Annotated in this window: 17 protein-coding genes and 1 pseudogene; 6 read left to right on the top strand and 12 right to left on the bottom strand. The window is 69.6% G+C overall.

Going from position 1 to position 21,239, the window contains the following annotated elements:
• Nucleotides 1–271: 271 nt before the first annotated feature.
• Nucleotides 272–1,462: a citrate synthase/methylcitrate synthase gene (locus ACFXGX_RS13630; protein ID WP_384789373.1), complete on the bottom strand. Its 1,191-nt coding sequence runs from the start codon at nucleotides 1,460–1,462 to the stop codon at nucleotides 272–274.
• A 97-nt stretch (nucleotides 1,463–1,559) separates the two neighbouring features.
• On the opposite strand from ACFXGX_RS13630, the gene ACFXGX_RS13625 reads away from it, so the two are divergent.
• The 4 genes from ACFXGX_RS13625 to ACFXGX_RS13610 all read left to right on the top strand — a co-directional run bounded on the left by ACFXGX_RS13625 (nucleotide 1,560) and on the right by ACFXGX_RS13610 (nucleotide 6,533).
• The gene (locus tag ACFXGX_RS13625) at nucleotides 1,560–2,819 is read left to right on the top strand and encodes a citrate synthase (RefSeq protein WP_384789370.1); all 1,260 of its coding nucleotides are present in this window, start codon (nucleotides 1,560–1,562) and stop codon (nucleotides 2,817–2,819) included.
• Between the two features lie 165 nt (nucleotides 2,820–2,984).
• The gene (locus ACFXGX_RS13620; protein WP_384789367.1) at nucleotides 2,985–3,929 is read left to right on the top strand and encodes a sucrase ferredoxin; all 945 of its coding nucleotides are present in this window, start codon (nucleotides 2,985–2,987) and stop codon (nucleotides 3,927–3,929) included.
• A gap of 202 nt (nucleotides 3,930–4,131) precedes the next feature.
• Nucleotides 4,132–5,856: an ATP-binding protein gene (locus ACFXGX_RS13615; protein WP_384789364.1), complete on the top strand. Its 1,725-nt coding sequence runs from the start codon at nucleotides 4,132–4,134 to the stop codon at nucleotides 5,854–5,856.
• Nucleotides 5,853–6,533: a response regulator gene (locus ACFXGX_RS13610; protein WP_384789415.1), complete on the top strand. Its 681-nt coding sequence runs from the start codon at nucleotides 5,853–5,855 to the stop codon at nucleotides 6,531–6,533. Before ACFXGX_RS13615 ends, ACFXGX_RS13610 begins: the two co-directional genes overlap by 4 nt.
• A gap of 21 nt (nucleotides 6,534–6,554) precedes the next feature.
• On the opposite strand, the pseudogene ACFXGX_RS13605 reads toward ACFXGX_RS13610, so the two are convergent.
• The 3 genes and pseudogenes from ACFXGX_RS13605 to ACFXGX_RS13595 form a co-directional block, all read right to left on the bottom strand.
• Nucleotides 6,555–7,607 (bottom strand): annotated as a pseudogene (locus tag ACFXGX_RS13605) (ABC transporter substrate-binding protein); the annotation flags it as partial.
• Between the two features lie 137 nt (nucleotides 7,608–7,744).
• The gene (locus tag ACFXGX_RS13600; protein WP_384789361.1) at nucleotides 7,745–8,608 is read right to left on the bottom strand and encodes an ABC transporter permease; all 864 of its coding nucleotides are present in this window, start codon (nucleotides 8,606–8,608) and stop codon (nucleotides 7,745–7,747) included.
• A complete protein-coding gene (locus ACFXGX_RS13595; RefSeq protein ID WP_384789358.1) occupies nucleotides 8,598–9,413 on the bottom strand; it encodes an ABC transporter ATP-binding protein in 816 nt (271 codons plus the stop codon). Before ACFXGX_RS13595 ends, ACFXGX_RS13600 begins: the two co-directional genes overlap by 11 nt.
• Before the next feature lie 162 nt (nucleotides 9,414–9,575).
• Here ACFXGX_RS13595 and ACFXGX_RS13590 point away from each other — a divergent pair, with 162 nt between their 5' ends.
• Nucleotides 9,576–10,268, top strand: a complete 693-nt coding sequence (locus ACFXGX_RS13590) for a response regulator (RefSeq protein ID WP_384789355.1) — start codon at nucleotides 9,576–9,578, stop codon at nucleotides 10,266–10,268.
• An 84-nt stretch (nucleotides 10,269–10,352) separates the two neighbouring features.
• Here the strand turns inward: ACFXGX_RS13590 and ACFXGX_RS13585 are convergent, their stop codons facing one another.
• From ACFXGX_RS13585 to ACFXGX_RS13560, 6 genes are all read right to left on the bottom strand, one after another.
• Nucleotides 10,353–11,945 carry a cation acetate symporter gene (locus ACFXGX_RS13585; protein WP_384789352.1) on the bottom strand — a complete coding sequence of 531 codons (1,593 nt, stop codon included), beginning with the start codon at nucleotides 11,943–11,945 and terminating at the stop codon, nucleotides 10,353–10,355.
• The gene (locus tag ACFXGX_RS13580) at nucleotides 11,942–12,430 is read right to left on the bottom strand and encodes a DUF485 domain-containing protein (protein ID WP_384789349.1); all 489 of its coding nucleotides are present in this window, start codon (nucleotides 12,428–12,430) and stop codon (nucleotides 11,942–11,944) included. Before ACFXGX_RS13580 ends, ACFXGX_RS13585 begins: the two co-directional genes overlap by 4 nt.
• 105 nt (nucleotides 12,431–12,535) lie before the next feature.
• On the bottom strand, nucleotides 12,536–13,222 hold the full coding sequence (locus ACFXGX_RS13575) for a response regulator (protein WP_384789346.1): 687 nt from the start codon (nucleotides 13,220–13,222) through the stop codon (nucleotides 12,536–12,538).
• A complete protein-coding gene (locus ACFXGX_RS13570; protein ID WP_384789343.1) occupies nucleotides 13,219–14,370 on the bottom strand; it encodes a sensor histidine kinase in 1,152 nt (383 codons plus the stop codon). The genes ACFXGX_RS13575 and ACFXGX_RS13570 overlap by 4 nt, the downstream gene beginning before the upstream one ends.
• Entirely contained in the window at nucleotides 14,367–14,906 is a 540-nt protein-coding gene (locus ACFXGX_RS13565) for a DUF1453 domain-containing protein (RefSeq protein ID WP_384789340.1), read from the bottom strand. Before ACFXGX_RS13565 ends, ACFXGX_RS13570 begins: the two co-directional genes overlap by 4 nt.
• 540 nt (nucleotides 14,907–15,446) lie before the next feature.
• Nucleotides 15,447–17,570, bottom strand: a complete 2,124-nt coding sequence (locus tag ACFXGX_RS13560) for a type IIA DNA topoisomerase subunit B (RefSeq protein WP_384789337.1) — start codon at nucleotides 17,568–17,570, stop codon at nucleotides 15,447–15,449.
• Between the two features lie 441 nt (nucleotides 17,571–18,011).
• Between ACFXGX_RS13560 and ACFXGX_RS13555 the strand changes: the two genes are divergently transcribed.
• Nucleotides 18,012–18,242, top strand: a complete 231-nt coding sequence (locus ACFXGX_RS13555) for a hypothetical protein (protein WP_121406526.1) — start codon at nucleotides 18,012–18,014, stop codon at nucleotides 18,240–18,242.
• 108 nt (nucleotides 18,243–18,350) lie between these two features.
• On the opposite strand, the gene ACFXGX_RS13550 is transcribed toward ACFXGX_RS13555, so the two are convergent.
• Both ACFXGX_RS13550 and ACFXGX_RS13545 read right to left on the bottom strand, forming a co-directional pair.
• Nucleotides 18,351–19,169 (bottom strand): S1 family peptidase, encoded by an 819-nt coding sequence (locus tag ACFXGX_RS13550; protein ID WP_384789334.1) that lies wholly within the window; start codon nucleotides 19,167–19,169, stop codon nucleotides 18,351–18,353.
• Nucleotides 19,170–19,301: 132 nt separating this feature from the next.
• Nucleotides 19,302–20,837, bottom strand: coding sequence for an RNA polymerase sigma factor (locus ACFXGX_RS13545; RefSeq protein ID WP_384789331.1), 1,536 nt, complete (start codon nucleotides 20,835–20,837; stop codon nucleotides 19,302–19,304).
• Between the last annotated feature and the right edge of the window lie 402 nt (nucleotides 20,838–21,239).

Genomic DNA, 21,239 nt, shown 5'->3' with positions numbered 1-21,239 from the left:
GGGGGAACACCTACCCCGCGCCATACGTCCGCTACCCCACCCGTGACCGTTTCCCAACCCCCCCCTGCCGGGGGGCGCCCCGGCCCCCCCACACCGCGACCTCACGAGCCGACTACGAGCGGATCGTGGTCATCACGCGCGCGACACTCCTGCGGGCCAAGGACGTTATCCCCCCCCACCTGGCGGCAGCATTTCCAGAGCAATCTCCACCCGGGCTCGGCAACGACTTGTTGCCGGGCCCGTTTCGGTCTCCCGTCGGCTCGGTCTCCGGTCAGCCGCGAGCAGGCACCGCCACCGGCGGAACCGGGCCGACATAGCGAGCCGCCGGGCGGATGATCTTCGAGTCCTGCGCCTGCTCCATGATGTTCGCGCTCCAGCCGACCACGCGGGCGGCGGCGAAGGTAGGTGTGAACATCTCCCTGGGCAGCCCGCAGAGTTCCATGACCACGCCGGCGTAGAACTCTACATTGGTGTGCAACTCGCGGCCCGGCTTGAGTTCGGCCAGGATCGCCTCCACCTGCCGTTCCACTTCGGCCGCGAACTCCACGAGCGGGCCGCCGAACCCCTGAGCCAGCTCGCGGAGCATCCGCGAGCGCGGATCCTCCGTGCGGTAGACGGGGTGCCCGAAGCCCATGACGCGCTCGCCGGCGAGAACGCGTTCGCGGATCCAGGGGTCGATGCGGTCGGGGGTCCCGATCGCGTCGAGGGTGTCCAGGGCACGGCTGGGAGCGCCTCCGTGGAGCGGACCGGAGAGGGCCCCGACCGCACCCACGAGACAGGCGGCCACATCCGCGCCGGTAGAAGCGATCACCCGTGCCGTGAACGTTGATGCATTGAATCCGTGGTCAATGGTTGAGATGAGGTATTGCTCGACCGCACGGGCGCGGGCAGCATCCGGCTCCGAACCCGTCAACATGTACAGGTAGTTGGCGGCGTACCCCAAGTCCTCACGCGGCTCCACAGGGTCCAGTCCCTGCCCGAGTCGGTACAGCGCGGTGAGCAGGGTCGGAACGGCCGCCGTCGCCGCGAGGCCGTCGTCGCGGCGGCGCCCGGCGTCGATGTCGTACACCGGACGGAACCGCAGCGAGGCCCCCAGCAGCGACAACGCGGTGCGCAGCCCGGCGAGGGGTCCCGACGGTCCGGTCGCCGCCGCGATCGCCGGGAGCGCGGCACGCACGTCGTCCGGCAGCCGGCGCAGTCGCGCGGTCCGCTCGGTGAAGGCGGCGCGGCGGGCCTCGTCGGGCAGCTCGCCGTGGGCCAGCAGATGCCAGACCTCCTCGAAGTCACAGGCCCGCGCGAGGTCGACGGCCGAGTACTGGCGGTAGTGATAGAAGCCCTCCAGCCCCCTGACATCACCGAGTTCGGTGTCGGTGACGACGACTCCGGCGAGACCTCTCGGAACATCGGCAAGGACGTCTGCGACTACGTCGGCAGAGGTGGACGCGGCGTGGTTGATCGGCATGTTTCCTCCCTGGACTTGATTCGACTGTCCATGCTTGACTCTGTGACTGTCAATATTGATTAAATCAATATGCCGATCCACAGATACGGTTGCGCTCATGAGGGATCGAGAAGCGGCAGCACCCGCCCACGAGGGCCGACGACTCAGCACCAAGGAGACCGCCGAGCTGCTCGGCGTGAAGCCGGAGACCGTGTACGCGTACGTGAGCCGCGGTCAGCTCAGCAGCCGACGGGAGCCGGGAGGGCGCGGGAGCACGTTCGACACCAAGGAGGTCGAGGCCCTCGCACGGCGTAACAGACGGGAGGGCGGCGGCAGTTCGAGCGGTGGCGGCGAGCTCTCCGTCCGCACCCGCATCACGTTGATCGACAAGGACCGGTACTACTTCCGTGGCGTCGACGCGACGGAGCTGGCCGCCCGGTACTCCTACGAGGAGATCGCCGAATGGCTGTGGACCGGCGAACTGCGCCCCGGGGCCACGTTCACGGCCCCGGAGGCAGCCGTGGCGGCGGCCCGGCGCAGCGTCGACTCGCTGCCCGAGCACAGCGGCCCGACCGACCGGCTGCGCGTCGCGGCGATCGCCGCGGCGGCCTCCGACCCACTGCGTTTCGACCTCTCCGAGAGCGCCGTGCTCGGCACCGGACGCACCCTCATCCCCACCCTCGTCGCCGCGCTTCCGACCGTGCGGCACGACCACCGCGACGAAGGTCCACTGGCCCGCCGGCTCTGGGCACGGCTCAGCGGACGGGCACCCGACGAGGCGTCAGTACGCGTGCTGGACACGGCACTCGGACTGCTCGTCGACCACGACCTGGCCGCCTCGACACTGGCGGTCCGGGTCGCGGCGTCGGCCCGCGCCCATGCGTACGCGGCCGTGTCGGCGGGCCTCGGCGTCCTCGAAGGGCCCCTGCACGGGGCAGCCAGCGGGCTCGCGCACCGACTGCTGCTGGACGTTCTTGACCAGGGCACAGCCGCTCCCGTGATCGCCGACGAACTGCGCGCCGGGCGCCGTGTCCCCGGACTCGGTCACCGGCTCTACCCCGGCGAGGATCCACGCGCGCGTGCCCTGTTCGCTCTCCTGGAGGAGGTGCCCGGTGCGGCGCCCGCTCTGGCGGCGGCCCGCGACGTGGTGACCACCACGGCGAGGCACGCCCCTCTGCACGCCAATGTCGATCTCGCACTGGCCGTTCTCACCGTCTCGTCCGGGATGCCGGCCTCGGCGGGAGAGACGATCTTCGCTGTCGCCCGGACGGCGGGCTGGATCGCCCACACCCTGGAGGAGTACACGGAGCGCCCCTTGCGGATGCGGCCGAGCGGCCACTATGTGGGCGAGCGGCCGCCCCAGCCACTCCCGCGCTAGACGGCGCACGCCGGGCGCGGAGGAAGGGCGCCTGTGCGCGCTCTCCAGGCACCACCTCCCCACGCACACCTCCACACGCCTGGCCACGCGCCCGAACGCCCCCTCGCGCGCCCCCTGCGGGCGACGGGAAGCCGCACGAGGTGAAGTCAGGTTAGGCTCACCTCTGTGAGTACGTGCACGACTGTGTCGCGGCAGCTCGACGAGCCATTTTCCGGGACCGCGGCCACTGCGAGGACATGGCTGCTCATCGAGCAGCCCGGACCCTGGGGTGCCAAGGCGCTCACTTCGAGCCACCTGGATCCCGCGCTCGGCCGCGCCCTCGAAGCGGCCGCGCAGGGCACCGGGGTGCGCATCGCGCTCATCCGGCGTCCCGGGCGCCATGCCGACCACGGTTCGCTCGCCGAACGGCATGTGTATGCGGCCCACACCACTCCGGGAAACGCCTGGGTGCGCAGCGCCATGACGCACGATCCCGGAGAATTGCTCGACCTCGACTTCTCGGCGCTCGGCGCGGGCGACCCGCACTCCTTCGACGAGGCACTCCAAGGACGGCCCCACACGGGCGATCCGCTGGCCCTCGTCTGCACCAACGGCAAGCGCGACCGCTGCTGCGCCCTGCTCGGACGCCCTCTGGCGGCGGAACTGGCCGCCTCCGGCGTCGGCGGCGTCTGGGAGGTCACCCATCTGGGTGGTCATCGCTTCTCGCCCACCGTGCTGGTCCTGCCGTACGGGTACGCGTACGGCCGTGCCGAGGCCCATACCGTCAAGGAGATCCTCCAGGGCGTCCGGGAGGGCCGGGTCGTCACCGAGGGGTGTCGCGGGAACTCAGCCTGGGAGCGCCCCGGCCAGGCGGCCGAGCTGGCCGTACGGACGGCTTCGGGGGAGCACGCCGCCGATGTCCTGACGGTGATCCGTACAGACGGAGGCGCGCCGCGCTGGGACGTCACCGTCGCCCACTCCGACGGTCGGCTGTGGCGGGTCGTCGTCGCGCGGGGTGCCTCGCTGCCGCCTCGCCCGGAGAGCTGCGGTTCGGCGCTCGGTTCACCTGCCCGGATGGATGTGGTGGCCGTACGGCAGCTCGAGGCGACGGCCGTGGCCGTGGCCTGCTGACTGCCAGACCCCCGGATTCGACCAGGGCCGGGTGCGTCGCACGAGACCGGGTGCGTCGCACGAAACGGCCGGAAGTCGGGATCAGGCGCCCACCGACTGATCTCCTGCGCCGTGATCGCTCCACGGCCGCCTCGTGCATTGATCAAGAGATCCACACCACACTCACCGTGGGGGGACGCGGCACCGCCGTACGGTCGGGGGCATGAGCCCCACTCCCCTCGCGCGACGACTGCGCCTCGGTCTGCCGCGGCGGGTGTTCGCCCAAGTGCTGTTGATGCAGATCGCGATCGCGGCGGGAGTCGCGGTACTCGCCACCGGGCTGTTCCTGGCGCCGCTGAGCGCCCAGTTGGACGACCAGGCCATGCGGCGCGCTCTCGCGATCGCGCAGACCACGGCCGCCCAGCCGCAGATCGCCGTGGACCTCCGGAGAACGGCCCCCTCCAGGACCGGCCCCGTTCAGGCCGAGGCCGAGCGGATACGGAAGGCGAGCGATGCCGAGTACGTCGTCGTGATGGACATGCGAGGCATCCGCTGGTCGCACACGGAGCCCGCGCGGATCGGCGAACCGGTCTCGACGAGCCCGAAGGAGGCCCTGGCCGGCAGGGACGTGATGGAGATCGACACCGGAACCCTGGGGCGCTCCGCACGGGGAAAGGTGCCGCTGCGCGACACCTCCGACCGGATCGTCGGCGCGGTGTCGGTGGGTATCAAGTACGACAGTGTGCGGGCCCGGCTGATCGACGCGATCCCGGGGTTGTTCGCGTACGCCGGCGGGGCCATGGCCGTCGGCGCGCTGGCCGCGTATCTGATCTCCCGCAGAGTCCAGCGACAGACCCATGACCTGGCCTTCTCCGACATCTCGGCGCTGCTGGCGGAGCGTGAGGCGATGCTGCACGGCATCCGCGAGGGCGTGGTCGCCCTGGACCGGGGCGGTCGCGTACGCCTGCTGAACGACGAGGCGCAGCGGCTGCTCGGGGTCGGCGCCGAGGCCGTCGGGCGGGCGCTCGACGACGCGCTGGGTCCGGGCCGTACGACGGATGTGCTGGCGGGACGCGTCACCGGCACGGACCTGCTCACCGTCCGCGGCCAGCGCGTCCTGGTCGCCAACCGGATGCCCACCGAGGACGGCGGCGCCGTCGCCACCTTGCGCGACCGGACCGAGCTGGAGCAACTGGGCCGTGAGCTCGACTCCACGCACGGTCTGATCGACGCCTTGCGCGCGCAGGACCATGAGCACGCCAATCGACTGCACACACTCCTGGGACTGCTCGAACTGGAGATGTACGACGACGCCGTGGAGTTCGTCGGGGAAGTGGTCGGCGACCACAGGGTCACCGCGGAACAGGTCACCGAGAAGGTCCACGATCCGCTGCTCGCCGCGCTCCTTGTCGGCAAGGCGACCGTGGCGACGGAGCGGGGCGTGGCGCTGTGGATCTCGGACCGGACGCTGCTGCCGGACCGGTTGGTCGATCCGCGTGGGCTCGTCACCGTCGTCGGGAACCTCGTCGACAACGCGCTGGACGCCGTCGCGGGTACGCCGCACGCGCGCGTGGAGGTCGAGTTGCGGGCCGAGGGGCGAACCGCCGTGCTGCGGATACGGGACACCGGGCCCGGTGTCCCCGAGGAGCGGCGGGAGTTGGTCTTCACCGACGGCTGGAGTACGAAGCAGCCGCCGGCGCACGGCAAGCGTGGAATCGGGCTCTCCCTGGTGCGGCGCCTCGCCGAGCGGCAGGGAGGCAGCGCGGAGGTGGCCGACGCGGAGGGCGGCGGCGCGGAGTTCACGGTCGTCCTGCCGGAGGCGCTGACGGACCCGTCGCTCGCGCCGAACGCCGCCCCCGGAGGCACCGGGAACGCGACGAGCACCTGGAATGCCGAGAACACCGGGGCCGACTGGAGCGCCGGGAACCCCGACGGGGAGCCGGGATGATCGAGGTTCTGGTCGTGGACGACGACACACGGGTCGCGCGTGTCAACGCCGCCTACGTGGAGAGGGTGCCGGGCTTCCGTGTCGCGGGGCAGGCGCACAGCGCGGCCGAGGCGCTGCGCCGGATGGAGGGGCTGCCGCGCCCGGACCTCGTCCTGATGGACCACCATCTGCCGGACGAGTCAGGTCTCGCGGTCGTCCAGGAGATGCGCCGACGGGGCCATCAGATCGACGTGATCATGGTGACGGCCTCGCGTGACCTCACGACCGTACGGGCGGCGTTGCGGCAGGGTGTACTGCAGTACCTGGTCAAGCCGTTCTCGTTCGCCGGGCTGCGGGCCAAACTGGAGACGTACGCCGACCTGCGACGCACGCTCGACCGTGGCGGCACGGCCGAGCAGTCCGATGTGGACCTGATCTTCGGAGCGCTCTCCTCGAACGCCGTGCCCGACCTGCCCAAGGGGCACTCCCCCGCGACGGCGGACCTCGTACGACGTGCCCTGCTGAACGCCGAGGGCTCGCTGTCCGCCCAGGAAGTCGCTGAGGAGACCGGACTGAGCCGGCAGACCGCACAGCGGTATCTGAAGCTCCTGGAGCGCGCGGGGAAGGCCCGTCTGACCCTCCGCTACGGCGACGCGGGCCGCCCGGAGCACCGCTATGTGTGGGCCACCCGCGTCTGAGGACATACCCGAAGCGGATACGGCCGCCTTCACGAACTCCGTGGTGTACGTCTTGCTCAGATCCACATCGGCGTTCTTGATGTTCGGGTTGAACGCCTTGAGGACCTTCTCGACGGTCTCGGGACCGTTCTCGGGCATCACGCCGTCCTCGGTGAACATCGGCAGCGTGCTCTCGATAGCCCCGGCGTACAGCGTCTGGTTGCCCTGGGAGTAGTCGGCGGGCATCTTGGCGGCGATCTCGGAGGCGCTGTGACCGGACATCCATCGAAGGGTCTTCACGAAGGCGTTGGCCAGCTTCTGGACCGTCTCCTTGTGACCGTTGACCCAGTCCGTCTGCATGTACAGGCTTGACGACGGGTACGGCCCGCCGAGCGCCTTCTGCGAGCCCTCGGGCGTGCGCATGTCGATGAGGACCTTGCCGAGGTTCTTCTCCATGACCGTGGCGACGGTGGGGTCCGTCGTCATGCCGCCGTCGATGGCGCCCTGCTGGAGGGCGGAGACGAACGTCGGTCCGGCGCCGACGGCGACCGGGGTGAACTCGCTGACCTTCACACCGTTCTTGACGGCCAGGTACTTCGTCAGGAAGTCGGTCGAGGAACCCAGTCCGGTGACGCCGAGCTTCCGGCCCTTGAAGTCCTTGGGTGCCGTGATGTCGCCCGCACGCTTGGCGGAGACGATCTCGACCTCACCCGGAGCGTGCGAGAACTGCACGACGGACTCGACGGCCTTGCCCTTGGTCTGCAGGTCGAGCGTGTGGTCGTAGAAGCCCACGGCTCCCTGCACCTGTCCCGAGACGAGGGCGGTCTCGGCCTGGACACCGGCCGGCTCACTGAGGAGCTCGACGTCCAGACCCGCGTCCTCGAAGTAGCCGAGCCGCTGGGTGAGCATCGCCGGCAGGTAGATGACCTTGTCCAGCCCACCGACCATGATCTTGACGTGCTCCCCCTTGCCGCCACCCCCGCCGCTGCCGGAGCCGGCCGTGGTGCTCGCCGCGTCGTTGGCGCAGGCGGTGAGCGAGGAGAGAGCGAGCAGACCGGCGGCTGCAAGCGCGGAGTATCTGGCGGTCTTGCGCATGGTGGTTCACGTCCTTGTGAGTGGAGGGGAGGCCGTGCCTGGGTACGGCGGGATCGTGCGTACGGGCGGACCCGTACGTGCGGGAGAGCGGACCCGTACGTGCGGGAGAGAAGTCGTGCGTGCTTGCGGGCGCGGGGTCAGCGGTCGGATTCCGACGGCTTCCAGCGGAAGATGCGGCGTTCGCCGAATGTCAGCAGTCCTTCGGCGAGCAGGGCGACGACGGCGAGGATGACCATCGCCGCGTAGACACCTGCCGCGTTGAAGGTGCCCTGCGACTGCGCGACGAGCAGGCCGATGCCCTTGGTGGCGCCGATGTACTCGCCGACGATCGCGCCGATGAGGGCGAACCCGAAACTGACATGAAGACTCGTGAAGATCCACGAGGTGGCGGACGGCACGACGACCTGCAGCGTCACCCTGCGGTCGCTCGCGCCGAGGATCCGGGCGTTGGCCACCAGGTTCCGATCGACCTCCCGGGCGCCCTGGAAGGCGTTGAAGAACACTGGGAAGAAGACGAGCACCACGGCCGAGGCGACCTTGGACGCCGGCCCGAGCCCGAACCAGATCACGAAGATCGGTGCGAGGACGATCCTCGGTATGGAGTTGAGCACCTTGATGTATGGACCAAGGATGTCTGCGAGCAAGGCGACGCGCCCCAGCACGATACCGAAGAGCACACCGGCGACGACACCGATGATCCAGCCGAGCAGCGCCTCGTGAAGCGTGTGCCAGATCTGCTCACCGAGCGGACCGAGCGCTGTCCCGTGCATCACCCAGGTCTGGATCTGCTCCCAGATCTTCGACGGCATGGAGAAGTTGAACGGGTCGATGACCTTGGCTCGCGAGAGCACCTCCCACAGGCCGAGCACGGCGACCAGGAGCAGCACCCGGGCGGCCGCCACCACGACTTTGCGTCTACGGGCGGCACGGGCGCGGGAGTGCGCGCGGGCCGGAGTCCTGGCCGTGTCGACGACCGGAGCGCCGAGAACCTCAGGCGACATGGGCGGCGCTCCTTTCACGGGTGATGCGGACCTCTTCGCCGAGGGACTCCCAGATCTCGCGGTAGATCTCGATGAACCGCGGCTCCAGGCGCACCGATTCGACCTTGCGCGGCCGTGGCAGATCGATGTCGAAGACCTGCTTCACGGTGGCGGGCCCCGCGGTCATCACGACGACCCTGTCGGCGAGCGCGATCGACTCCTCCAGGTCGTGGGTGACGAAGACGACCGAGGCGCCCGTGCCCTCCCACAGTTCGAGCAGTTCGTCGGACATCAGCGCCCTGGTCTGCACGTCGAGCGCGGAGAAGGGCTCGTCCATCAGCAGGATCTCGGGGTCGTTGACGAAGGTCGCGGCGAGGGCGACACGCTTGCGCTGGCCGCCGGAGAGCTGGTGCGGATACCGGTCCTCGAAGGCCGCGAGCCCGACCCTGGCGAGCCATTCCCGGGCCTGTTCCTTCGCTTCGGCCTTGGGCACGCCGCGGAACCGGGGTCCGGCCATCACGTTGGACAGCACCGTGCGCCAGGGGAAGGTGGCGTCCTGCTGGAAGACGAAGCCGACCTTGTCCCCGACGCCGGCGACGGGCTCCCCGGCGACCAGGACATCGCCCTCCGTGGGCTCCTCAAGACCGCTGACCAGCGTCAGCGTGGTGGACTTCCCGCAGCCGGTCGGTCCGACGACGGCCACGAACTCGCCTCGGCCGACGGTCAGGTCCAGGTCCCTGACGGCCGTGTGCAAACCCCCCGACGGGGTCTTGAAGATCTTGCTCGCGCCCCGCAGCTCGATGGCGGGGCTGGTGTCTGTGCTCATGGCCCGGGACCGTAGATGTGGGGCGGGCCACACCATCAGTCTTCTGGGCGCAAGCCGTTCTTCTGCTCGCAAGGGTCTGTTGTGCTCATTTTGCTCGCGCTACAACAGCGGAGCCGAAACACGGGCGCAACACACGCCCTGGCCTTGAGAGAAAGAGGCCCGATGATTGACGTCCTGGTCGTGGACGACGATTTCCGCGTCGCCGAGATCAACGCGAAGTACGTGAGCAAGGTTCCCGGATTCCGGGTGGCCGCCCGCGCGCACAGTGCCGCCCAGGCTCTGGCCGCGATCGAGCGCACTCCCGTCGATCTGGTGCTGCTCGACCACTATCTGCCCGACCGGACGGGACTCGAGCTCGTCCACCGGATGCGGGAGAACGGTCACTGCACCGACGTCATCATGATCACCGCGGCCGCCGATGTCGCCACCGTACGGGCGGCGATGCGTCTGGGTGCCCTGCACTACCTGATCAAACCGTTCGCGTTCACCGCCCTGCGCACCCGCCTCGACTCCTACGCCGCCCTGCGCCGTACCGTCGACCGGGTCGGCGGCCACGGTGTGACGGGCCAGGAACAGGTCGACCGGATCTTCGGTGCCCTGCGCACCGCCCCCACGCCGTCCTCCCCCGGGCTGCCCAGTGGTCACTCGGAGCCGACCACGGACCTGATCTGCGATGTGCTGCACGAGGCGAACCAGCCGCTGTCGGCCCACGAGGTGGCCTCCGAGACCGGCCTGAGCCGATCCACCGCCCAGCGCTATCTGCGGCACCTGGAACAAGCGGGACGGCTGCGCCTCTCCCTCAAGTACGGCGACACAGGACGCCCGGAACACCGCTACGCATGGGTGGCGCCCTGAGCCGGCACCCATCCGGCAACGGACTGCCGGAGGGGTGCCGGAGCGGTTCCGGCTCAGGGCGGTCCCGCTCGACCCTCGCGGCCGTCAGACGGCCCCGGCGCCCGTCAGCGCGCGGACCTCGATCTCGGCGTGTTTGGCTTCGTCCGGCGGTTCGGCCGAGGTGACGGTGCCGAGCCAGCCGGCGACGAAGCCCAGGGGGACGGAGACGAGACCCGGGTTCTGCAGCGGGAAGTACTGGAAGTCCGCACCTGGGAAGAACGATTCAGGGCTGCCCGACACCACCGGCGACAGCAGCACGAGCAACAGCGCGGGCACCAGCCCGCCGTATACGGCCCACACGGCACCGCGCGTCGTGAAGGACCGCCAGAACAGGGAGTACAGCAGCACCGGCAGGTTCGCCGAGGCGGCGACGGCGAAGGCGAGCCCGACCAGGAAGGCCACGTTGAGATCGCGGGCGAGGAGGCTCAGGGCGATGCCGATCACACCGATGCCGACCGACGCGGCGCGCGCCACCGTCACCTCGCCGCGTGGCTTCGCGCGGCGGCGGCGGAGCGAGCCGTACAGGTCGTGGGCCACGGCCGCCGAGGACGCGAGGGTGACTCCGGCGACGACCGCGAGAATGGTGGCGAAGGCGATCGCGGCGACGATCGCGAACAGGACGGTTCCCCCGGTGGAGTTCGCCCCGCCGCCCAGATCCAGGGCCAGCAGCGGAACGGCGGTGTTGCCCGCGGCGTTCGATCCGCGCACCGCCTCGGGACCGACGACGGCGGCCGCGCCGAAGCCCAGCACGATCGTCATCAGGTAGAAGCCGCCGATGAGCCCGATCGCCCACAGCACCGAGCGCCGGGCCGCTCGCGCGGTCGGCACGGTGTAGAAGCGCGACAGGATGTGCGGCAAGCCGGCGGTGCCGAGCACGAGCGCGAGCCCGAGGCTCATGAAGTCGAGGCGTGCCGTCCAGTCGCCACCGTACTTCAGCCCGGGTGCGAGAAAGTCCTTGCCGTGGCCGCTGCGCCGCGCGGCCGCGCGCAGCAGTTCGTTGATGTCCCCGTGGAATCGCATCAGGACCAGCACGGTGAGAGCGATGGCCCCGCCGATCAGCAGAACCGCCTTGACGATCTGGATCCAGGTCGTCGCCCGCATCCCTCCCATCGACACGTAGATCACCATGAGCGCGCCGACACCGATCACCGTCCAGTTGCGCGCCGCGTCGCTCGTGCCGCCCAGCAGCAGCGAGACCAGGCTGCCCGCGCCCACCATCTGCGCCACCAGATACAGCACGGACACCACGACCGAGGACGTTCCGGCCGCGATGCGCACCGGTCGCTCGTCCATCCGGGCCGCGACGACGTCGGCGAGCGTGAACCGTCCGCAGTTGCGCACCAGTTCGGCGACGAAGAAGAGAACGACCAGCCAGGCCACCAGGAATCCCACGGCATACAGCAGACCGTCGTAGCCATACAGGGAGATGAGTCCCGTGATACCGAGGAAGGAAGCCGCCGACATGTAGTCCCCGGAGAGGGCAAAGCCATTCTCCATCGGCGAGAACAACCGCCCGCCCGCGTAGAACTCCTCGGCCGAACCGTGCCGGTTGCGACTCACCCATGTCGTGATCGCCAGCGTCACCGCGACGAACGCGCTGAACAGCAGGAGCGCCAGGGTCTGATGGTGGCCGCTCACCGCTCACCACTCCTGGCGTTCCGCGTCATCTCCTGGGTGTCCCAGCGCAGCTCGAGCGCGGCCCGGTCCCGGCGCAGCCGAGCGTGCCGTGCGTACGCCCAGGCGAGCAGGAACGTCGTGAGGAACTGTCCGAGTCCCGCGAGCAGTGCCACGTTCACCGCGCCGGCGACGGGACGCGCCATGAACCCCGGCGCGGTGGTCGCGGCCACCACATACCCCACGTACCAGGGGAAGAAGACGGCGACGGCCGGAATCACGAACCTGCGGTACCGGCCGCGCACCTCCTGGAAGGCGGCGCTGCGCTGTACCTCGATGTAGACGCGGGCGGCGTCGCCCGTGCGTCCTTCGTGCTCCGATCGGGCGGCCGGCACGGCGGGAGCGAGCGCACCCGTGCCGTCCAACTCGCCCCAGCCGGAAGCGAGTGCGTCGTACCAGGGGTCGTCGAACTGGACCTCCCCCGTGTCGCCGCCGTCGTGCTTGTCCACCGAACTCTCCTTGTCCGCGACCCGTTTCTGCCGCGTGCCCAAGGATGTGCAGATCGGGGGGCTCCTTGACCCCTGTCTCCGCGCTCTTCACCCCATCAGGTGACTTCATCCCGCGGGCGGCCGCACGAGACCTTTCCCATAGGCGTAACGGACTGCTTGAGCACGGTCCTTGAGACCCGCTTTGGCGAAGAGATTGTTGATGTGGGTCTTCACGGTGGCCGTGGACACATGGAGCTTGCGGGCGATCTCGTGGTTGCTGAGGCCGTCGGCGATCAGCAGGAGGACCTCCGTCTCGCGCGAGGTGAGCCCGTCCGGGGCTTCCAGGGGCGGGCCGGGCTCCGGTTCCGGGGCCGACAGCCGCTCCAGCAGCCGTCGCTGGATGCTCGGCGAGAGCCCCGCGTCCCCGGAGAGCACACTCTGCACGGCCCGCACGATCTCGTCACCTCCCGCGTCCTTGGTCAGATAGCCGCGGGCCCCGGCACGCAGTGCCGGGAACAGCGACTCGTCGTCCGCGAACGTCGTGAGCACGACGACCTGGGTCCCGGGATACTCGGCACGGATCCGCCGGGTCGCCTCGACCCCGTCACAGCGGGGCATGCGCAGATCCATCAGCACGACGTCCGGAGCGAGTTCGGCCACCAGCTCCACCGCCTCGGCCCCGTCACCGGCCGCTCCGACGACCTCGATCCCGGGCAGCAGTCCGAGCAGCATCACAATGCCCTCGCGCACCACGGTCTGATCGTCCGCGACCACGACCCGCGCCGGCCCCTTGCGCTCCTCCCGCTCGGTCATACGGGCACCTTCAACGTCACCACGAACCCCTCCTCGCCCGGTCCGGCATCCAGCGAGCCACCGAGCAGCTCCGCGCGCTCCCGCATGCCCAGCAGACCGTACCCGGCTCCCGAACCGCTGAGTTCGCCCGGTTTTCCACCCGAATCCCGTACATCCAGCGTCACTTCGTGCTCGCCGTAGTCCAGCCGGATCTGTACCGCGGCCCCCGGAGCGTGCTTGCGTACGTTCGTCAGCGCCTCCTGCGCGACTCGGCGCACCGCTTGGGACGCCTCCGCCGGAAGTGGCTGACGCTCGCCGGTCACGGTGACACCGGCGCGGTCGGCGGTGGCCACGAGTTCGCCGAGGAAGTCCTCCAGCGGAGTCATCTCGCCCCGGAGCGCGGAGAGTGCCTGCCGGGTCTCCGAGAGCCCCTCGCGGGCCATTCCCCGTGCCGCCACGACCCGTTCGAGAATGACCTCCCGGTCCGCTCCTCTCTCGATGAGCAGTCGTGCCGCCTCCAGATGCACGAGCTGCGCCGACAGGCTGTGGGCCAGGACGTCGTGGATCTCCCTGGCTATCCGCGCTCGCTCCGCGAGGGCCGCCGACTCCGCCTCGGCCGCGCGAGCAGCGCGCTCCTGGGCCAGCAGCCGCTGCGCACCGGCCCGCGCTTCCGCGTCGAGGCGCAGCACGTATCCAGCGAGCGCCAGTCCCACGGTGGTGGCCGCGGTGGTCAGCCAGGCGTCGTCGTCGAACGCCGCGTAGACGCTGAGCGCGACCGCAGTGGCCGGCAGGGCCGCCACGAGGGGCAGCCGTTCGATGGCGGCGACGGCACACCCGCACAGCAGGACGAGCGCAGGGACCCGGAAGCCCGCTTGGTGCCCCACGGACGCGACCGCCAGCAGCAGGGCGAGCAGCGCCAGGGACGGCAGCAGGCGATGCTCCAGGGTGGCCCGCCAGAACCCCCAGGCGAGGATCCCGCACACCACGATCCCCGCGATGCCCTCGGCGAGCGCCCAGCCGCCGAGTTCCGGGTTCGTCAGTGTCGTGGCGACGAGGGTGGCGAGGACGACGGCTCGCGTGACCCGGGCGAGCACGCGGCGGGCCTTGTGCACACCCACACGCGAGAGTGCCTCACGAGAGGGCCAGCGCATCCAGACGTTGTCCCTCACAGGCGCTCCTTCCGCAGGGCGCGGCCGACACCGTCACCGTATGCCGGGCTCTGTCCCTGGCTCTGTCCCGTCACCGCCGGTTGCAGGGACTGTGCCCGCCAGGTCAGCAGCCCGGAGCGGACCAGCAGGGTGGCCGCGAGGCCGAGCATCAGGGCCGAGGAGGTCTGGTGCACGCCGACCAGGGTCCCTATGCCGAACAGACCCAGTCGCAGACAGATACCCGCGGCCCAGACGGCTCCGGCGGCCTTGGTGCTCCTGCTCCACACGACGCCGTCCGGCTCCGTCCATATCCGCGTCGTCCAAGCCCATCCGGCTCCGATGGCCACCGCCACCGCCAGTTCCATGCCGAGCAAGAGGGACGCCTCGATCTGGTGGTGCGGGTCGATCACGCCGGGCTCGCGCAGCGCCATGACGGCGAGAACGGCGGGCCCGATCCACCAGCGGCGGTCCGCGCTGATTCGGCGTGCGCTGAACTGGCGCGCGATCACCACTGCGGCGACCGCGAGGATCAGCGTGGCGTTCATGAGCCCGGACATGCGCGCCTCCGTGAGCGAGAAGGGGGTGTCCGCAGCGAGCGCTGCCGACCCCATCGACGCTACGGACATCGCGGCCTCGGCAGATCGGCGCCGGGGTGGACCCTGGGTGGATCCCCGGGGCCCCCGTCTCTCCACCCACGGGTGGACCCACCCCATACGCCTGGCCCCCACCATGCGGCCGGAGCCCCGTTGCAGGGGCCCACAGGCCTATTCGCCCCCTCCGCCCCTACCCAACCCGGGGCTCCGCCCCAGACCCCGCTCCTCAAACGCCGGAGGGGCTGAAATTTCCCGCACCCAAAAGGCGGCCTGGAGGGGTGAAAGTCACGCATGTGACGGGCTGCGCCCAGGCCACGACACACCCACTGTCGGCCGCATGCGGAAGGGGCCGTGGCGGTACATCACAGGCCCGTCGCTCACGTTCGGATCGAGCAGCGGCTCCCTCGGGAGCTCACGTCTGATCCGACGGCGACGGGCGGATGTACCGGCACGGCCCCGACTCACCCACTGGGGCGACACCGCACCCGGTGACACCCCGGAGGGCTACGCGTCGATGCGCGACCGGTCCAGCGTCGCCGCCGAGCTGGAGATGAACTCCTTGCGCGGCGCCACGTCGTTCCCCATCAGCAGGTCGAACACCTGCTCGGACGCCTCCAGATCGGAGATGTTGATCCGGCGCAGCGTCCGGAACCGCGGATCCATCGTCGTCTCGGCGAGCTGATCGGCGTCCATCTCACCGAGACCCTTGTACCGCTGGATCGAGTCCTTGTAGCGCACACCCTTGCGCTGCAGCTCCAGCACCGTCTCCCGCAGCTCACGGTCCGAGTACGTGTACACGTACTTGTCCTGCCCCTTCTTGGGCTGGCTGAGCTCGATCCGGTGCAGCGGCGGAACCGCGGCGAACACCCGGCCCGCCTCGACCATGGGCCGCATGTAGCGCTGGAAGAGCGTCAGCAGCAGGATCCGGATGTGCGCGCCGTCGACATCGGCGTCGACGAGAAGAATGATCTTCCCGTAGCGCGCGGCGTCGATGTCGAAGGTCCGCCCGGAGCCGGCTCCTATGACCTGGATGATCGCACCGCACTCGGCGTTCTTCAGCATGTCCGTGACGGACGCCTTCTGAACGTTGAGGATCTTGCCCCGGATCGGCAGCAGCGCCTGGAACTCGGAGTTCCGGGCCAGCTTCGCCGTGCCCAGCGCGGAGTCGCCCTCGACGATGAAGAGCTCGCTGCGCTCGACGTCGTCGCTGCGGCAGTCGGCGAGCTTGGCGGGCAGTGAGGAGGACTCCAGGGCCGTCTTGCGGCGCTGCGCGTCCTTGTGCTGACGGGCGGCGATCCTCGTGCGCGCGGCGGCGACGGCCTTCTCCATGACGACCCGCGCCTGGGCGGCCTCGTCCCGCTTGGTGGAGGTCAGGAACGCCTTGAATTCCTTGGTCACCACGTTCGTCACGATGCGGCGGGCGGCCGAGGTGCCGAGGACCTCCTTCGTCTGCCCCTCGAACTGCGGCTCGGCGAGACGCACGGTGACGACGGCCGTGAGGCCCTCCAGCGCGTCGTCCTTGACGATGTCGTCCTCGGCGACGCGCAGCAGCTTCTTGGACCGCAGGACCTCGTTCATCGTCTTGGCGACGGCCTGCTCGTAGCCGGCGACGTGGGTGCCGCCCTTGGGCGTGGCGATGATGTTCACGAACGACTTCAGGATCGTGTCGTAGCCGGTGCCCCAGCGCATGGCGACGTCGACGCCCAGTTCACGGGTGACCTCGGTCGGCGTCATCTGGCCGTGCTCGTCGAGGACCGGAACGGTCTCCTTGAAGGTCCCCTGCCCGCTGAAGCGGAGGACGTCGCAGACCGGCTTGTCGGAGGCCAGGAACTCGCAGAACTCGCTGATTCCACCGTCGAAGCGGAAGGATTCCTCGCCCTTGCTGCCACCTTCGCCGAGCCCGAACTCGTCACGGACGACGATGGTCAGGCCCGGCACCAGGAAGGCGGTCTGGCGGGCACGCTGGTGGAGGTGCTCCAGGGAGAGCCGGGCGTCCTTGAGGAAGATCTGGCGGTCGGCCCAGTAGCGCACGCGCGTGCCGGTGCGGGTCTTCGGAATCCGCTTGAGCTTGCGCAGACCGCTGCTCGCGTCGAAGGCGGCGTCCGGTCCGTCGGCCTTGAAGGCGCCCGGTGTGCCACGGCGGAAGCTCACGGCGTGGGTCTGGCCGCTGCGGTCCACCTCGACGTCCAGGCGCGCGGAGAGCGCGTTCACGACCGAGGCGCCCACGCCGTGCAGACCGCCGGAGGCCGCGTAGGAGCCGCCGCCGAACTTGCCGCCGGCGTGCAGCTTGGTCATGACGACCTCGACGCCGGAGAGGCCGGTCTTGGGCTCCACGTCGACGGGGATGCCGCGGCCGTTGTCGCGCACCTCGACGGAGGCATCGTCGTGCAGGATGACGTCGATGTGGTCGCAGTAGCCCCCGAGGGCCTCGTCCACGGAGTTGTCGATGATCTCCCAGAGGCAGTGCATCAGGCCGCGGCTGTCGGTCGACCCGATATACATGCCCGGGCGCTTCCGCACTGCCTCGAGCCCTTCAAGGACGAGCAGGTGCCGCGCGGTGTAGTTGGAACCGTCCCGGTCTGCTCCGGTCAGCAGCGCTGTGGACGGCACGGACGTATCGGCGGTCACGCGGTTCGCTCCTCGCTGAATTTCATGGGAGACCCTTTTGGGTAAGGGCCCGGCTTCGGTCGCCGTTCAGAGGGTACCGAGGCCTGGTAGAGCCGTTGTAGCACCACCCTCGCATGAACTCACCCTAGTCCAGGATCGTATGGGTGTTCGATCCCTCGATGGAGTGAAGTACATATCACGTTCCCTTCGAGGCATGAACCATTTAGGCTCCGGGCACGTCCTCATGAACAACCGGCAATCCAGCCGGGAGGACCGACACCTGACAGACAGCGCGAACCCGTACAGACACAAAGACACGCAATACGGCTCATTCGCCGCCACCCGGCAGCAGACAGCCGTCTCGAAAGAAAATTTCGAGGAAAAGCCGCGAGCGGGAACGTTTTCGGCCTGGTTGGATGTTGACCCTGGTACGACAGCTCGTCGAGCTAGAGAAGAGGCGACGTGACTACTGTTCTGACCCCCGCGAGCCCGCTGACGGCCGCTGACCGCTGCGACCGTTGCGGCGCCCAGGCATATCTGCGCGTCGTCCTCCTGAGCGGCGGAGAACTGCTCTTCTGCGCCCACCACGGTCGCAAGTTCGAGCCGGAACTCAAGAAGATCGCCGCTGAGATACAGGACGAGACGGAGCGGCTGACGTCCGTTCCCGAGAGTGTCAACGACGAAGAACGCTGACCTTCGCATCAACGACGAGCGGGTACCGGCGACAGGCCGGTGAGCGGGCGGTCACACCCTGGACACAGGGAGTGACCGCCCGCACTCGTATCGCATCGTCGAGAGCTCTCAGCGGCCCGCGTTCAGCGCCTGGACGGCCTCTGAGACCCGCGTGTAGACCCCCGGGCTCTCCGGGCGCCCACAGCCGCTCCCCCAGGACACCAGCCCGATGAGACGGCCCTGGGCGACCAGCGGCCCGCCGCTGTCCCCCTGACAGGCGTCGCGGCCGCCGGCGGGCTCTCCGGCGCAGACCATGGACGCGGCGTCGTACGTGCCGGACTCGTCCCCGGGGTAGGCCCGCTCGCAGGCGGTGTCGGGAAGCACGTGCACATCTGCGGCGCGCAGGCTGTTCGCGTAGTCGCCGCCGCCGGTCAGATCGCCCCAGCCGTAGACGGTGGCGGCGGTCCCCGGCTCGTACGCCGGGTCGCCCGAGGGGGCCATACGGATCACGGAGGCGGCCGGCAGCGGCTCGGCGAGGGTCAGCACGCCGAAGTCCCCGGCGTTCGTATCACTGTCGTAGTGCGGGTTGACCCAGATGTCGCGCACGGAGATCTCCTTGCCGTCGCGGGACATCAGGTCGCCCCGGCCCGCGATGACCTTCAGATCGCGTTCCTCGCGCGGTGGTGCCCCCAGCACGTCGTCGCCGAGGCAGTGGGCCGCGGTCAGGACGGTGGTCGGACCGACGACCACTCCTCCGCAGAACTGTCCGGCGCGCGTACCTCCGAACCGGTCACGGCTGGACAGTGCGACCGTCCACGGACTGTCGGAGATCTGGACCGGACGGCTTCCTATGACAACGCTGTCGGAGGACGCCAGGGCGGGGGTGGTCAGTGATATCACCGCTGTGGCGGCCGCAAGGGCCAGCGTCGGGGCGTAGGGACGGCGCATGCGCGCTCCTCACACTGGGAGGGTCGTGGAACACCCAGAGTGATCCAGCAGGCGAACGCACGCATTCCGCGCACACGACGAGGGCCCGACCTCCAGGAGGAGGTCGGGCCCTCGTCGACGTGCGGCCGAGGCCTAGTCGAGGTAGTCGCGCAGCACCTGGGAACGCGACGGGTGACGCAGCTTCGACATGGTCTTGGACTCGATCTGGCGGATCCGCTCACGGGTCACGCCGTACACCTTGCCGATCTCGTCGAGGGTCTTCGGCTGACCGTCGGTGAGACCGAAGCGCATCGAGACGACACCCGCCTCACGCTCGGACAGGGTGTCGAGGACGGAGTGCAGCTGCTCCTGGAGGAGCGTGAAGCTGACCGCGTCGGCCGGGACGACGGCCTCGGAGTCCTCGATGAGGTCACCGAACTCGCTGTCGCCGTCCTCGCCCAGCGGGGTGTGCAAGGAGATGGGCTCACGGCCGTACTTCTGGACCTCGATGACCTTCTCGGGGGTCATGTCGAGTTCCTTGGCCAGCTCCTCCGGGGTGGGCTCACGGCCCAGGTCCTGGAGCATCTGGCGCTGGACGCGCGCGAGCTTGTTGATGACCTCGACCATGTGCACCGGGATACGGATGGTGCGGGCCTGGTCGGCCATGGCGCGGGTGATCGCCTGACGGATCCACCAGGTGGCGTACGTGGAGAACTTGTAGCCCTTGGTGTAGTCGAACTTCTCGACCGCGCGGATCAGACCGAGGTTGCCCTCCTGGATGAGGTCCAGGAAGAGCATGCCGCGACCGGTGTAGCGCTTGGCCAGGGAGACCACCAGACGGAGGTTGGCCTCCAGGAGGTGGTTCTTGGCGCGGCGGCCGTCCTCGGCGATGATCTCGAGCTCACGCTTGAGCTTGGGGGCGAGCTTGTCGGCGTTGGCGAGCTTGTCCTCGGCGAACAGACCGGCCTCGATGCGCTTGGCGAGCTCGACCTCCTGCTCGGCGTTGAGCAGCGGGACCTTGCCGATCTGCTTGAGGTAGTCCTTGACCGGGTCGGCGGTGGCACCGGCTGCGGCTACCTGCTGCGCGGGCGCGTCGTCCTCGTCCTCGTCGGACAGGACGAAGCCCTGGGCGCCGTCCTCGGTGGGCTCGTCCCCACTGGGCTTGCCGGGGGTCTCCTCGGCCGTCTCCTCGTCGACGAGCTCCGCGTCGTCCTTCTTGGCGCTCGTCTTCTTGGCCGCCGTCTTCTTGGCGACCGTCTTCTTGGCGACGGCCTTCTTCGCCGTCGTCTTCTTGGCTGCGGCGGACTTGCCTGCGGAGGCGTCCTCGGCCGAATCGTCGGCGAGGGCAGCCGGAGCCGCGGTGGCGGTGGCCTTCTTGGTGGTCACCGTCTTGGCCGCCACGGTCTTGGTGGCGGTGCGCTTGGCCGGACTCTTCGCTGCGACGCTCTTTCGGGTGCGCTTGGGCTCCGCGGCACTGACCATCAGCGTCACACCCTCTTCCTCGAGGATCTGGTTGAGGCTGCGCAGTACGTTCTTCCACTGAGTGGCCGGAATCTGGTCAGCTTCGAAGGCCCGACGCACGTCATCGCCGGCGATCTGCCCCTCAGCCTTTCCCCGCTCGATGAGCGCCATGACAGAGACGGACTCGGCGATCTCCGGCGGGAGCGTACGGGATGTGCTGGCCGACACGAACAACCTCTCGGAACGTTGGAAAACGGCTTCCGGCCCCGTCCGCTGTGGACAGGAACCGACGACCGCCGACTGGGGATGGGCCGACGGCGCGGGCGGGGACCGGGAAGATGCACAGCGCCACACACGGCGTCTGTATTCCTTCCTCGGCTATCACCTCTTAGGTCATCGCGCTGCCCCGAAGAGCGTTACGCCCAATCTGCGTGGCCCGAGTCACACCCCGTAAGTGCCCAAAAGATGACAGATCCTGTCAATCCAGGTTAGTTCATGATCCGCCGCCCGGTCGCACCGTCGGGGGGGGGCCCGCCCCCGCGGGGGGTGGGGGGGCGGGGCGGCCCGGCGGCGCGTGGGCGGCGCCGGTCGGCGAGCCGGTAGAGGCGGCGCCGGTACGCGTCGTCGTCC

This window comes from Streptomyces sp. NPDC059371 (assembly GCF_042751995.1).
In the GTDB taxonomy this organism is placed as follows: Bacteria; Actinomycetota; Actinomycetes; order Streptomycetales; family Streptomycetaceae; genus Streptomyces.
The sequence above is the reverse complement of the archived record's forward strand: the minus strand, read 5'-3'. Positions and strand labels throughout refer to the sequence as shown.

What these genes read in the sequence shown, in the direction of transcription:
- ACFXGX_RS13630 (WP_384789373.1), bottom strand. Translation starts at nt 1,462, where the DNA reads ATGCCGATCAACCACGCCGCGTCCACCTCTGCCGACGTAGTCGCAGAC.
- ACFXGX_RS13625 (WP_384789370.1), top strand. Translation starts at nt 1,560, where the DNA reads ATGAGGGATCGAGAAGCGGCAGCACCCGCCCACGAGGGCCGACGACTC.
- ACFXGX_RS13615 (WP_384789364.1), top strand. Translation starts at nt 4,132, where the DNA reads ATGAGCCCCACTCCCCTCGCGCGACGACTGCGCCTCGGTCTGCCGCGG.
- ACFXGX_RS13610 (WP_384789415.1), top strand. Translation starts at nt 5,853, where the DNA reads ATGATCGAGGTTCTGGTCGTGGACGACGACACACGGGTCGCGCGTGTC.
- ACFXGX_RS13600 (WP_384789361.1), bottom strand. Translation starts at nt 8,608, where the DNA reads ATGTCGCCTGAGGTTCTCGGCGCTCCGGTCGTCGACACGGCCAGGACT.
- ACFXGX_RS13595 (WP_384789358.1), bottom strand. Translation starts at nt 9,413, where the DNA reads ATGAGCACAGACACCAGCCCCGCCATCGAGCTGCGGGGCGCGAGCAAG.
- ACFXGX_RS13590 (WP_384789355.1), top strand. Translation starts at nt 9,576, where the DNA reads ATGATTGACGTCCTGGTCGTGGACGACGATTTCCGCGTCGCCGAGATC.
- ACFXGX_RS13575 (WP_384789346.1), bottom strand. Translation starts at nt 13,222, where the DNA reads ATGACCGAGCGGGAGGAGCGCAAGGGGCCGGCGCGGGTCGTGGTCGCG.
- ACFXGX_RS13565 (WP_384789340.1), bottom strand. Translation starts at nt 14,906, where the DNA reads ATGTCCGGGCTCATGAACGCCACGCTGATCCTCGCGGTCGCCGCAGTG.
- ACFXGX_RS13550 (WP_384789334.1), bottom strand. Translation starts at nt 19,169, where the DNA reads ATGCGCCGTCCCTACGCCCCGACGCTGGCCCTTGCGGCCGCCACAGCG.